This is a genomic window from Proteiniphilum sp. UBA5463 (assembly GCF_002427225.1).
Classification (GTDB): Bacteria; Bacteroidota; Bacteroidia; order Bacteroidales; family Dysgonomonadaceae; genus Proteiniphilum; species Proteiniphilum propionicum.
Map to the genome: position 1 here is coordinate 156,381 of NZ_DIQL01000056.1, position 13,075 is coordinate 169,455.

The following is a 13,075-nucleotide window of genomic DNA, read 5'->3' on the forward strand; positions in this document are numbered from 1 at the left end:
TTAAACAACTTATACAATGAAAAAACGTTCAATTTTGTTAAGTACCGCATTATTAAGCGGTTTGTTTTTTTTCTCTGCATGCAACCAGGGAAAACAACAGAAAGAGGAGGCATCAGCCAAAAAAGAGATTTACCTTCAACTATATTCAGTACGAGATGATATCAAGGCTGATTACGCTGGTACCATTGCAAAAGTCGCAGAAATAGGATATACCGGAGTAGAGGCAGCAGGATATAATGACGGACAGTTTTATGGAATGTCTCCTGTCGATTTTAAGAAATCGATCGAAGATGCAGGCATGGAAGTACTGTCTTCACATGCTTCAAGACCTTTAGCCGAAAAACCGGGTGAAACAAACTGGGATGAGACCTGGGCTTGGTGGGATACTGCTATTCAGGCTCACAAGGAAGCAGGAATGAAATACATTGTCATTCCCTGGATGACCACCCCTGAAACGCTATCCGACCTTCAGGTATATTGTGATTATTATAACCAGATAGGTGAGAAATGTAATGCTGCAGGTCTTCGTTTAGGCTATCATAACCACAGTTTTGAGTTCAACGAAATAGAAGGTCAATTAATGTACGACTATATGTTGAACAATACCGATCCCTCCAAAGTGTTTTTCCAGATGGATGTTTACTGGGTGTGTGAGGGCGGTAAAGACCCGGTAGATTATTTCAACAGCTTCCCCGGGCGCTTCGAACAATTGCATGTAAAAGATGAGACCGAATTAGGTAAAAGTGGAAAAGTGAACTTTGAGAATATCTTCAACAATGCAGAGAAATCGGGCGCAAAATATATGATTGTGGAAGTGGAAAGATATACAGGAACCCCTTTCGAAGGAGTGAAGGAGAGTTATGATTTTTTGAATAATGCAGCTTTTGTAAAAGAGAGTTATTCGAAATAACAAACCTATCTTATTGAGTTTAACTATCCCCTGGTATATGTAATATATGCCGGGGATTTTTTTGTTGGAAGTATTCATCGAAGTGGGCCTTTACATTTTATCTTTTTTTATAGTTTTCTCTTCTCACCGTCATCAACGGCAAAAACACAAATATCCCCACAATCGACATTGCCAACCCGCCAATCGTTCCCGCCGCCAGCGGAAACCAGAACGCTTCCTTGAATGATGACGGTTCACATTTGAAAAACACGCTGGATACGTCCATTTCCCGTATAAAAAAAATATTAAAGAATTTTCCATCCATAAAATTAAAAAGTATTTATGGTGTGGGTTACAAACTCTCGATAAAGAAGGAATAGTAATACCTCAGTAAAGCATCAGTCAACCATGCTCCGTGAGTGATTTCGACAGCAAAACCACTTGCCGATAACGCAAGAGGATTTACACTTTTGTTTTTTCTTGTCGTGAAAAACACTAAATTTGTCGTTATAAACAGATTTACAGATGAAACTCAAGCGCTATTTTGGGTTAGAGAAAAACGTCTTTTATACCGGATTGACAAGCTTTTTTACAGATACATCATCTAAAATGGTGTATAGTGTAATGCCTCTTTTTCTCATGTCTATTGGTGCATCAAAAATACAAATATCGCTTATTGAGGGAATTGCAGAAAGTACTGCCTCCTTGTTGAAAGCCGTTTCTGGCTTCTGGAGTGATAAAATAGGGAAGAACAAACCTTTTATGTTTATTGGTTATACTATTACTGCATTAATAACCCCTTTGTACGCATATGTAGTTCATCCAATGCAGGTGCTGGCATACCGGTTTTTGGAAAGGGTAGGTAAGGGGATACGTACTGCACCGCGTGACAGTCTTATATCTGGATCGGTTAATAATGGAGAGACCGGCAAAAGCTTCGGTTTTCATAAAGCCATGGATAATAGTGGTGCTATTGTTGGTCCTCTAATGGCATCGGGAATACTTTTTTTCCTGCCTAAGGATAATCCAGTTCTTCAATATAAAATCATCTTTTGGGTAGCTACGGTACCAGCTGTGATTGGTGTTCTAACAATCATCTTTTTTTTGAAAGAGGCCAAATCACAGAAGAGTTTTACCGTAAGTAAGATATCACTGAAGCAATTACCAAGGAATTATTCTTTCTTTCTTATTATTGTTGCTGTTTTTACACTAGGTAATTCTACCGATTCACTCTTAATCGTAAGGACCAGTGAGACAGGAATTAGTCCGTCATTGGTACCACTAATATACATGCTTTTCAATACAGTCTCTGTTCTTTTGGCGATTCCTTTCGGAAAACTATCAGATAAAATTGGGCGAGCGAAGCTCATTACGGCTGGATTTATTGTCTATTCGTTTGTATATTTTATGTTTGGTGCATCCAGTCAGATTCTGGTGTATATTGCCATGTTTGGTATGTACGGTGTATACAGCGCCCTTACCGATACCTGCCAGAAAGCATTAGTTTCCGACCTGATACCCAATGAGATGAAAGGAACCGGTTACGGATTATATCACGCTGTGCTCGGAATAATGTTGTTGCCGGCAAGTGTTATAGCCGGGTATCTTTACGACCGTGTAAGCCCAGGTGCTCCTTTCTACTTTGGGAGTGTTATGTCGCTTATTGCTGCAGCTCTAATGATAATGTTCCTGTTTGTCAATAAAAAGGCTTGATTTTTAAGGCACCGATTCCGATGTTTTTCGGAGTTACTTTTATGCATAAAAGTAGAACAAAAAATATGAGTTTCGCATATTAGGAAAATAAAAACGCTATTAATCTATTTTGTCAGAGTAATAGCGTTTTTGTTGTTGTCCCACCAGGATTCGAACCTAGACTGGCTGAACCAAAATCAGATGTGCTACCATTACACCATGGGACAATCCTTATGTGCTTCGTGAAAAGCAGTGCAAAAGTATAATATTAATTTTAACGTTCCAAATATTTTGATCTGATTTTACATTAGATAGTCCTGTTTTGTATACTATTCGGCAATAAGTAGAAAATAATTCTTTTTTCCTCGCTGTGCAAGTAAATATTTATTTCCAATAAGATGTGAAACGCCGATTACTTCATCAAAGGCTTCAAGCTTCTCTTTGTTTATCATTACTCCGCCAGACTGTACTGTCTTACGCATCTCACTCTTTGAAGGAAATACGCTGGCTTCATCAGTAAGAAGATCAACCGCCCTTATTCCTTCGTTTAGTTTACCGCGAGAGATTGAGAATTGTGGTACTCCTTCAAATACCTGAAGAAAAGTCTCTTCATCAATAGAGCGCAGAGCCTGAGAGGTGGACTTGCCAAATAGGATCTCTGATGCGTTAAAAGCCATCTCATAGTCTTCACGAGAGTGCACCATCACTGTCAGCTCTTCAGCCAGCCGCTTTTGCAAAGGACGCAGGTGAGGTGATGATTTCTGTTCCAAAACTAATCCATCGATCTCTTCTCTCGACAGTGAGGTAAATATTTTAATATACTTTTCAGCATCCTCATCGCTCACATTCATCCAGAACTGGTAAAATTTATAAGGTGATGTATAGCGGCGGTCGAGCCATACGTTACCATTTTCTGTTTTTCCGAATTTTCCACCGTCAGCTTTTGTTATGAGAGGGCATACCAGTCCGAATGCGTCGCCGCTATCCACACGACGAATGAGTTCTGTGCCGGTTGTAATATTTCCCCATTGGTCAGATCCGCCCAGTTGGAGCCGGCACCCCATCTCCCGGAAAAGATAAAGATAATCATATCCCTGAAGCAGCTGATATGAGAATTCGGTAAACGACATCCCTTCACCCGCTTCGCCGCTGATACGTTTTTTTACTGAGTCTTTCGCCATCATATAGTTTACCGTGATATGTTTGCCGATGTCACGTATGAAAGCGAGAAAAGTGTAATCTTTCATCCAATCGTAATTATTTACCAGCACAGCTCTATTGGGAATATCGCTCTCGAAGTCAAGAAATTTGGATAATTGTTTTTTTATTGCTTCCTGATTATGTCGAAGCGTATCTTCATCGAGCAGTTTTCTCTCTGCTGACTTCATTGATGGGTCGCCAATCATTCCTGTGGCACCGCCAATTAAAGCAATAGGCTTGTGCCCGGCTCGTTGCAAGTGCTTTAGCATCATCACACCCACCAGGTGACCTATATGCAGTGAATCGGCTGTGGGGTCTATTCCAAGATACCCTGCGGTCTGCTCTTTTTGTAACTGTTCTTCCGTGCCTGGCATCATATCTTGTATCATGCCGCGCCATCGGAGCTCTTCCACAAAATTCATAATCTTTGTATGTCTGTTTATCGAATTCAAAAAATTATGCAAAGATAATAATTTATCCGCTCTTTACCTTTCCTTTTTCTTAACCAACATTAAAAACAGAGCAAACACATTCATTATTTCAAGTCGACCGAGAAACATATTTGCAGAAAGAACATATTTAGCAGCATTGGGCAGATGTCCGTAGTTACTGACCGACCCTACCTCTCCAAAGCCCGGCCCAACGTTGCCTATAGTGGCAATTGATGCTGAAAAAGATGTCATTCCGTCTATCCCCATGAAAGAGAGTATGAGAGTGGTAATTGAAAAAGTAAGGATATAGAATATAATGAACACCATGATTTGCAGTTCCAGATCGTGCACAATGACTATCTTGTTCATTCTCACGGCGTAAACTCCTTCTGGGTGAAGAATTAGTTTTAACTGTTTTTTTACAGAGGAGAAGAAGAGGTAAACCCTGTCGAATTTAATCCCTCCTGCGGTAGAACCTACCATACCACACTGAATAGAGAAATAGCATAATATGATGATTGAGAAAATAGGCCAAACTGAAGTATCAGCTGTAACCAGGCCTGTAGTACTAGTTAGTGAGATCACCTGAAAAGCTGCATGCCGTAAGGAGTCCCAAAATCCAAATATTTTCTCATGGGTGAGTTGAAGTGTTATCAATATAATCCCGATTAATATAACGAGCATATACATTTGTGTTGGATGGGAAGTGAATATATTGAGTTTTTTCCTTGTCAAAGTAGCATAGATCAATCCAAAATGCATACTGCTTACCAGCATGAAAAACATTGTAACAATCTCAATTCCCAAGTTGTTGTATGAAGCTATACTTAAGTTTTTTGTAGAGAATCCCGATGTGGCAACCGTGGAGAATGAGTGGCAGACAGCATCGAAAAGACTCATGCCAAATAATTTCAAAAGAATTATTTGAGTGATAATAAGACTTAAATAGACCGAAACAACTATGCGGGTAATATGCTTAGATCTTATTCTGAAACTCATTCTGGAGAGATCTGATACCTCTGAACGATAAAAGCTGGATATAACACCTTTCTTTTCTGGAAGGATCAATAATACAAACAGGATAATTCCTACTCCCCCAATGAAAGAGGTGGATGCCCGCCAGAAAAGCAACCCTTTAGGCAATGCTTCCACATTACTCAAAGTGCTTGCTCCTGTTGTAGTGTAGCCGGATACACTTTCAAACAGCGCATTTGCAAGTGTGAACTCCCCTCCCCAAAAACAGTACGGAATCATACCGGCAAAACAGGTAATTATCCATCCCAGAACACTTATTGCCAATCCCTCATGAAACACAATCTCATCAATCTTTTTGATAAAAAGCTGTGGTAAGATTCCCGATGCGGCACAAAAAACGCCACTGAATAACAGAGCATTAAAGGAGTCTTCTTTATATGCATAGGAAATTGTAGCGGCAATGAAGAGAAACAGCGAATTGAATAGTAAAATGAAACCTAAATATTTTATTACAGCCCTTGTCCGTATCATAAATCTTATGTTAAATTTTCAGTTTTTCAGGAGAAGCCAAAATATCTTCCTGATTATTTGCAATTTTGAGCGGCTTCTAATTACAATACTTTAATCAACCTCAATCAGGCTGTAAAATTAATCGTTTTTTATCTGTTTGTCCCATTTTGTGAGCTTTTTATTTTTTATGAACCTTTTGTCATATCAATACTTCGGTAATACTTTTAAAATGGTCCTTATAATTCACTGAATATCAATAGAGTACGACACCTTTTGAGGGTGCGGTATAACTTATTGACTGTCAGTATTATAAATGAAGTTTTAACGAAGCATTTTCAGATGACAGAGGCACAACTTTAAATTAAATGTTTATAATTAAAATGTTCCGTATAAAACAGTGTAACAACTTTATGAATTCTAAGGAAGGTTAAGAATAATATGGTTGCAGATGATTTTTGTACCTGACTAATTTGGCAGAGATAAAATAATAAACTAATTTGGCAAAGTATAGAATAATCAACTTTTTTACGGAAAAATACTAGATGTTTATTCAAACTTGTTTTACAGAGAAATACCAACTGATTATAAGGATAATTACTAACTGTTTTTAAATATGAATCCCCGCCAGAAAGTCTTTTTTATTGCATTTGGTTTAAAATAAATATTGATATATAATGTATTATGTTTATGTTCAAGGTTTTCGGTGCTGACTTATAGATAAAAACCAACAATTTTTTATAATGACACAAAGAAACATTTTACTGATTGGATTTTTGCTGTTGTCTATGCTGATATTCGGACAACGAGGCACTGTTGAGGGAATGATGTACCTCGATGAAAATAGGCGGCCTGTGTATCGTGAAAATATTATCATACCCGAAGTGAATGGGTATGAAGTACTTAAATGTGATTTCCATATGCACTCGGTTTTTTCCGACGGACAGGTGTGGCCCACTATCCGTAACCAGGAGGCATGGGAAGAGGGTCTGGATGCATTTGCCCTGACAGATCATATAGAGTATCAGCCACATAAAGCAGATGTGAGAACTGATCACAACCGTGGGTATGAGCTTCTTAAAGATGTTGCCCCGAAAAATAACATCATCTTGGTAAATGGATCGGAAATAACCCGTAATACTCCTCCGGGCCACTTTAATGCAATTTATGTTAAGGATTCATCACCCTTTATAGAGGATAGAAGCAATGAGCATAACAAGGCTGCTGTGATGAAAGCGGCAGAGCAGGATGCTTTTATCTTCTGGAACCATCCCGGTTGGCAGCCAGGCATAGAAGGATCATATGAATGGCTCCCGTTAATCGAAGATCTCTATAAAAGTGGGGCATTGCACGGAATTGAGGTTATCAACGGTTTTGGGTTACATATGAAAGCACTCGATTGGTGCGTTGATAAAGGATTGACAGTGATGGGCAGTACTGATGCACACAACCTGATAGGGCATGATTATGATAAAAGCAAAGATTATGTGCACAGAACTATGACATTGGTGATGGCAAAAGAGAGAACGCCCGAGTCTATTCGTGAAGCGTTGAATTCAGGCCGTACCGTTGCCTGGGCAAGCAAAATACTGGCAGGAAAAGAGGAGAATGTGAGAAGTCTGTTCAATGCCTGTGTTAAGCTAATGCCGGGGCACTATATTCAGGAAAATAAAAATGGTGAAAAAACGATATTCTACGAATTAAAAAATAACAGCGATCTTTATTTCGAACTTAAATTAACATTGGGCAATGGCACCCGGAGTATTACTCTTTACCCCCGTTCAACGCAGCTTATCTCTGCTGCAGAAGGACAGCAATCGCTCTCATATGATGTTACTTCAACTTATGTTAGAAGCGATAAACATCTGAACGTGACTTTTTCGCTGGAATAGGTTTTATTGGTATTGGCGGTTATGATCATTTCTGAATAAACGATTACAGGTTTTTGAGATAAAAAAAGTGGGCTGAACCAGCCCACTTTTTTGTAATTATTGATGAATTTGTCTTAACCGACAACCGACATAAATTCCTGGTTGGTGCGATATTTCGCAAATTCCAGATCTTTAAGTGCCTGTGAAGCTATTGTTCTGTCGCGACCGATTGCAGTCCGGAGATTAGAGATAACTTCATTGAAGTTGTTCGTTCTTGATGCGATGATAGCAAGCAGATAGGCGGTAGTTGCATCCGGGTTTTCAACAGATTCCAATGTCTGTTTTGCCTTATTGTAGTCCCTGACCAATAGCTGTGCCAGGCCTGCATTGTTGGACTTGCCGTTTCCGTAAGCACCAACAGCCTGATTGTAGTTACCCTGCAACAAATTTATCAATCCCATTGCTTCATCGAGGCCACTGGCACCGGCAGACCTGCCGAGATATTCGTTCGCTGTTGATAGGTCGTTGTCCATAATTGCAAGCAGAGCTTTGTTCATATTCACTTCTGGGGCTGACGGATTTACCTGAGCTGCACGGTCGAATGACTGTTTTGCCTTTGCATATTCTCCCCTTTTGAAGAACATTGTTCCAATATTGTTCCATCCCCTGTAATCGTTCGAAAAATTGGCTGTCACATATTGATATATCTTCTCTTTTTCTTTTTCATCGGCGGTTAATGTTGAGCCATAAAGCAACTCCTCTACCGACAACTCCTTCGGGTTGTTTTTCCATGTTGTCATAATCTCTTCATCAGACTTGCCAACTATCTCAATATTTGCTATGATGCGCGAACGACGCAGTTGCGGCAGTATAGTCTCTGCAAGCTCTTCAAACACGTAAGAGATGTTCTTTATCTCTTTTTCACGTGCTTCAGAATCGGGATACATCTCCAGTACGCGCAGTATAAGTTCTTTATCCTGCAGGTTCGATGCAGATACCAACTTGCGGAATCCTTCCCAGTCCTGTGCGGTATAGTGTGCATATACATCAGTATCGATATCTCTTTTGTTCAACTCTTTTTCAAGATACTCCGATGTGTTTTTTTCACGTTGTGCTGCCAGTCTTTCGTTTAAAGAAAATCCGCCGTCAGGTGATGCGTAGGCCGAAACTTCTACATTCACATTTTGCCTGGGATCTTTGAAAGCCTGTTCCACCCGTTGTTTCCAATCAGCCATATCGCGTTTGTTAAGTTCGCCCTGTCTAAGGTTTGCCTGTTGAATCACAAACATGATACTGGCTTCCTGAGCTTCCTTAATGATGCGCTGGAACCCGTCGGGAGCTACAGAAGGAGTGGTTGTCTTGACATCAGCCAGGGCAGATGTAGCAATAACGCCATCAGCTATTTTCAGATCGGGCAATTTAGCTGGTTTGTTTTTAATTCTTCCGTCAAAGCGGAGAAATAGTTCCGATGACTGCATCTCGGGAATGTAGGAAAATGTACTGTTCATGGTGAAGTTACCACCCTGGTTTTGAGGGATTGTTACCCTGTTGCCTGAAATGTTTTCTCCTTGATAACTGTATGGTGTACCGGTTATCTCACCATTTCCGTACTTAAGAACAGGAGTAATGGTTACTGTTGCATTCTTGTTAAACCATTTTTCAGGGAATGTCCCGTTGATGGTTACCGGAATCTGATTTCCCACTGTCTCGAGAGGAGAGGGGGTAACATTAAAATTGTTTTGCGAGAGTGGCTTGAGCTTGCTGCTGCAGGATATGGCAAAAAGTGCCACTGAAAGCAGAAGCAGAAGCGACAAATAACTAGATTTTTTTTGCATGATGTAAGTATTTAATAAATTAAGCTTCCTTCCTTTTTTATTTCAATAGCGAATTTACTTTTTATTTGTTAATAAAAAAAATAAGTATATCTATTTTTTGTTAGTTACCTTTTGATTATTGGATTGATTTTGATCTTCTATTACGGCATATTTGTATGTTTAAAACCCATTTTCAACAATATTTCAGACACAGTAGGTGCTGCGTTCACAAAATTATAAGCATTGTACTCTCTTCGTAAAGGGTAGCTCGATCTGAAGTGGTAGAATTTCCCGGGTTCGGTTTTTAATGCTGCTGTTTCGTTCATAGGGTTGTATGTGTGCCATACAGCGTGTGCTAGTTGATTTTCGGGTGCAATTCCTTGCAGGTTGATAACTGGTTTAGCAGGATAGGGAATCTTCTGATAGTCAGGCTCTATTCCAAGATTGAAGAAGCTGTTCAGATTTTCAAGGCTCATCCTTGTTGCTGTCCACTTGCCGTCGGCGCTGTAGCCTGCGATATGGGGCGTGGCAATATCTGCCATCTGCAGGAGATCTTTATTAATATCGGGCTCATTTTCCCAGCAATCGATTACTACACCTGAAATATTTCCTTGAGAAAGAGCTTTTTTCAACGCGATGTTGTCTGTGACACCTCCACGTGCAGCGTTTATTATAAATGGCTTTTTGGCTACCGTTTCAAAGAAGCGCTCATCAGCAAGATGAAAAGTTTTATATTTGCCTGATTTGGTCAAAGGGGTATGAAAGGTGATTATATCAGACTCCTGTCTGATAGTTGCGATATCCACAAAAAGGCCTCTGCCTTCACGCTCTTCCCTTGGAGGATCGTTCAGCAATACATTCATACCTAGTTTCCGGCAGGCTGACTCTATTTTGCTCCCTACATTTCCAACACCCACAATGCCGATGGTTTTTTCTTTAAGTTCGAATTGATACTTGCCGGCCAGATACAGAAGTGATGCTGTTAAATATTGTTCTACTGAATTGGCATTGCAGCCGGGAGCTGTTCGCCACGCAATTCCGTGTGTATCGCACCATACTGTATCGATATGATCGAAGCCGATGGTAGCAGAACAGATAAGTTTTACGTTAGTGCCTGAAAGTATCTTTTCTCCGAAATGAGTTACAGTTCTTACAATAAGTGCGTCTTTGTCTTTGATGGCCTCCCGGGTGAATTGATTTCCAGGCAGGTATTCCACCTCGCCGAACTGTTCGGCAACTTCCTTTAGAAAAGGGATATGTGCATCAGCCATTATTTTCATAACTGGCTTTTTAAATATTTATCCATTCCGGTGGCTGCCTTTCTGCCATCGCCCATTGCAAGAATAACTGTGGCTCCGCCGCGGACTATATCACCGCCTGCAAAGATCATCTCATCGGCAGTCTGCAAGGTTGTTTCGTTTACTATTATGGTACCCCGGGAAGTAATCTCTATACCCGAGAAGTACTGTGGAATAAGCGGATTTGGAGAAACACCCACGCTCACAATTACCTCGTCAACCTCTTGCCATACAGTATCACCTTCAATTGATATGGGGCGGCGACGGCCCGACTGATCGGGTTCGCCCAGCTTCATCCGTTGCAGCAGCATGCGCTGAACACGCCCGCGTTCATCACCTTCGTAGCGAAGAGGATTGTGCAATGTATAGAACTCTACGCCTTCTTCTTTTGCGTGTTTTATCTCTTCCACCCTTGCCGGCATCTCCTCTTCAGAACGGCGGTAGATAATCATTGCTCTCTCGGCACCCAGGCGCCGTGCAGTGCGTACGGCGTCCATAGCGGTATTGCCGCCGCCTATAACGGCTACCTTCTTTCCGTGATAGACAGGTGTGTCGCTATCGGGGTCTGCTGCCTGCATGAGATTCACCCGGGTTAAGTATTCGTTACACGACATTACACCAATAAGGTTCTCACCGGGAATATTCATAAAGTTGGGCAATCCGGCACCACTTCCCACGAAAATGCCTTTAAACCCTTCCTGCTTGAGATCTTTCTGAGAGATAGTTTTGCCAACTATACAGTTTGTCTCAAACTTTACTCCCATCTTTTTAAGCCCGTCAATCTCAATGTCCACAATATTGTTTGGCAGTCGGAATTCGGGGATTCCGTAGCGCAGAACGCCTCCCAGCTCATGGAGCGCCTCAAAGACAGTAACGTCGTACCCCAGTTTAACCATATCACCGGCAAAAGCCAGCCCGGCAGGGCCGGAGCCCACGACCGCTATTCTTATACCGTTGGCTGGAGCTGTTTCCGGTATCGATATATTTCCGCTAATACGTTCGTAGTCGGCTGCAAACCTCTCAAGATGACCAATGGCTACCGGCTCTTTTTTCAGCTTCAGATTGTAGAAACATCTGCTTTCGCACTGCCGTTCCTGAGGGCATACACGTCCGCAAACTGCTGGAAGCGCACTGGTCTCCTTTAGCACTTTGGCCGCTTCCAGAAATTCACCACGCTCAATATTTTTAATGAATTTGGGAATATTTATCTCAACGGGACATCCGGTTATACAGGTGGGATCAATACAATCAAGACAACGATGAGCTTCGTTAACAGCCATCACTTTGGTCAGTCCCAAGTTTACCTCATCGTAGGTGCGACTGCGTAACACCGGATCCACTTCAGGCATCTTCACACGAGGAATGTCAGTACGGCCTTTGTTCTTCATAGACTTACGCAAAGTCTCACGCCACTCTTGCGACCGCTCATTTTTTAAATAGTCATTCATATTTTTTATTGCTCACTTTTCAAGATTCAAAAAGACAGATGCAAGTGTTTGAGTTATTTGTCGTAGGCTCTTAATCTCATAAGCATCTCGTCGAAGTCTACCTGATGTGCATCGAACTCGGGACCATCGACACAAACAAATTTTGTATGCCCACCAACAGTTACACGGCATGCACCGCACATTCCGGTGCCATCCACCATAATTGTGTTGAGTGATGCCACGGTGGGTATATTGTATTTTTTTGTCAGTTCCGACACAAACTTCATCATGATGGCGGGACCGATGGTTACGCACAGGTCCACCTTCTCTCGTTTTATTACTTTCTCCACTCCGGCGGTAATCAGTCCCTTCTCCCCATAAGAACCATCGTCGGTCATAATTACCACTTCATCGGAATGCTCATGAACCTGTTCTTCAAGGATAATCAACTCCCTGGTACGGGCTCCCAGTACGGAAACGACTCTGTTCCCTGCTTTTTTCATAGCTTCAATTATGGGAAGCATTGGAGCTACTCCAACACCTCCACCAGCACAGACTACCGTGCCGAAGTTCTCGATGTGAGTAGCTTTCCCTAACGGTCCCACCATGTCGGTGATGTAATCACCTGACTCTAGTAGACAAAGCTTTTCGGACGATTTGCCTACTCTTTGTACTACAAGAGTAATAGTGCCTTTTTTAGGGTCGGCCGAGGCAATGGTATAAGGAACGCGTTCCCCTTTTTTACCTACACGTACAATTACAAAGTGGCCTGGTTTACGGCTTTTCGCAATCAGCGGAGCCTCAACCTCAAATCGAACTACTCTGTCGGAGAGGTTATCTTTTGCTACAATTTTATTCATTATTTATGAGGAATCCTTATAAAGTGTACAATCATTTGCAAAAATACTACTTTTTTATCATCTAAAGTAATTATTAAACAGTTAAAACATCCTCCCTGCTTCATAAGATAA

At 41.2% G+C, this 13,075-nt stretch carries 10 protein-coding genes and 1 tRNA gene; 3 read left to right on the forward strand and 8 right to left on the reverse strand.

The features are described from left to right. Positions 1-16: 16 nt before the first annotated feature. Positions 17-910, forward strand: coding sequence for a sugar phosphate isomerase/epimerase family protein (locus B3B27_RS10305; protein WP_238866822.1), 894 nt, complete (start codon positions 17-19; stop codon positions 908-910). 97 nt (positions 911-1,007) lie between these two features. On the opposite strand, the gene B3B27_RS10310 is transcribed toward B3B27_RS10305, so the two are convergent. Continuing rightward, positions 1,008-1,214, reverse strand: a complete 207-nt coding sequence (locus B3B27_RS10310; protein ID WP_238866820.1) for a hypothetical protein — start codon at positions 1,212-1,214, stop codon at positions 1,008-1,010. Between the two features lie 200 nt (positions 1,215-1,414). On the opposite strand from B3B27_RS10310, the gene B3B27_RS10315 reads away from it, so the two are divergent. Continuing rightward, positions 1,415-2,602, forward strand: coding sequence for an MFS transporter (locus B3B27_RS10315; protein ID WP_286847384.1), 1,188 nt, complete (start codon positions 1,415-1,417; stop codon positions 2,600-2,602). Positions 2,603-2,737: 135 nt separating this feature from the next. Here B3B27_RS10315 and B3B27_RS10320 read toward each other — a convergent pair. From B3B27_RS10320 to B3B27_RS10330, 3 genes are all read right to left on the reverse strand, one after another. Continuing rightward, positions 2,738-2,808, reverse strand: a tRNA-Gln gene (locus B3B27_RS10320). Positions 2,809-2,910: 102 nt separating this feature from the next. After that, entirely contained in the window at positions 2,911-4,203 is a 1,293-nt protein-coding gene (gene tyrS, locus B3B27_RS10325; protein ID WP_238866804.1) for a tyrosine--tRNA ligase, read from the reverse strand. A 63-nt stretch (positions 4,204-4,266) separates the two neighbouring features. After that, the gene (locus B3B27_RS10330; protein ID WP_238866802.1) at positions 4,267-5,718 is read right to left on the reverse strand and encodes a TrkH family potassium uptake protein; all 1,452 of its coding nucleotides are present in this window, start codon (positions 5,716-5,718) and stop codon (positions 4,267-4,269) included. 719 nt (positions 5,719-6,437) lie between these two features. Between B3B27_RS10330 and B3B27_RS10335 the strand changes: the two genes are divergently transcribed. Then, positions 6,438-7,586, forward strand: a complete 1,149-nt coding sequence (locus tag B3B27_RS10335) for an Sb-PDE family phosphodiesterase (RefSeq protein WP_238866800.1) — start codon at positions 6,438-6,440, stop codon at positions 7,584-7,586. Positions 7,587-7,699: 113 nt separating this feature from the next. On the opposite strand, the gene B3B27_RS10340 is transcribed toward B3B27_RS10335, so the two are convergent. From B3B27_RS10340 to B3B27_RS10355, 4 genes are all read right to left on the reverse strand, one after another. Further along, entirely contained in the window at positions 7,700-9,400 is a 1,701-nt protein-coding gene (locus B3B27_RS10340; protein WP_238866798.1) for a tetratricopeptide repeat protein, read from the reverse strand. A 140-nt stretch (positions 9,401-9,540) separates the two neighbouring features. Beyond that, the gene (gene pdxB / locus B3B27_RS10345; RefSeq protein WP_238866796.1) at positions 9,541-10,659 is read right to left on the reverse strand and encodes a 4-phosphoerythronate dehydrogenase PdxB; all 1,119 of its coding nucleotides are present in this window, start codon (positions 10,657-10,659) and stop codon (positions 9,541-9,543) included. Further along, positions 10,656-12,125 carry an NADPH-dependent glutamate synthase gene (gltA, locus tag B3B27_RS10350; protein WP_238866793.1) on the reverse strand — a complete coding sequence of 490 codons (1,470 nt, stop codon included), beginning with the start codon at positions 12,123-12,125 and terminating at the stop codon, positions 10,656-10,658. Before gltA ends, pdxB begins: the two co-directional genes overlap by 4 nt. Positions 12,126-12,178: 53 nt before the next feature. Next, entirely contained in the window at positions 12,179-12,964 is a 786-nt protein-coding gene (locus B3B27_RS10355) for a sulfide/dihydroorotate dehydrogenase-like FAD/NAD-binding protein (protein ID WP_238866791.1), read from the reverse strand. Positions 12,965-13,075: the final 111 nt, after the last annotated feature.

Bases quoted from the DNA above. Each gene is read 5' to 3' on its own strand.
- B3B27_RS10305 (WP_238866822.1), top strand. From the start codon at position 17: ATGAAAAAACGTTCAATTTTGTTAAGTACCGCATTATTAAGCGGTTTG.
- B3B27_RS10310 (WP_238866820.1), bottom strand. From the start codon at position 1,214: ATGGATGGAAAATTCTTTAATATTTTTTTTATACGGGAAATGGACGTA.
- B3B27_RS10315 (WP_286847384.1), top strand. From the start codon at position 1,415: ATGAAACTCAAGCGCTATTTTGGGTTAGAGAAAAACGTCTTTTATACC.
- tyrS (WP_238866804.1), bottom strand. From the start codon at position 4,203: ATGAATTTTGTGGAAGAGCTCCGATGGCGCGGCATGATACAAGATATG.
- B3B27_RS10330 (WP_238866802.1), bottom strand. From the start codon at position 5,718: ATGATACGGACAAGGGCTGTAATAAAATATTTAGGTTTCATTTTACTA.
- B3B27_RS10335 (WP_238866800.1), top strand. From the start codon at position 6,438: ATGACACAAAGAAACATTTTACTGATTGGATTTTTGCTGTTGTCTATG.
- B3B27_RS10340 (WP_238866798.1), bottom strand. From the start codon at position 9,400: ATGCAAAAAAAATCTAGTTATTTGTCGCTTCTGCTTCTGCTTTCAGTG.
- pdxB (WP_238866796.1), bottom strand. From the start codon at position 10,659: ATGAAAATAATGGCTGATGCACATATCCCTTTTCTAAAGGAAGTTGCC.
- gltA (WP_238866793.1), bottom strand. From the start codon at position 12,125: ATGAATGACTATTTAAAAAATGAGCGGTCGCAAGAGTGGCGTGAGACT.
- B3B27_RS10355 (WP_238866791.1), bottom strand. From the start codon at position 12,964: ATGAATAAAATTGTAGCAAAAGATAACCTCTCCGACAGAGTAGTTCGA.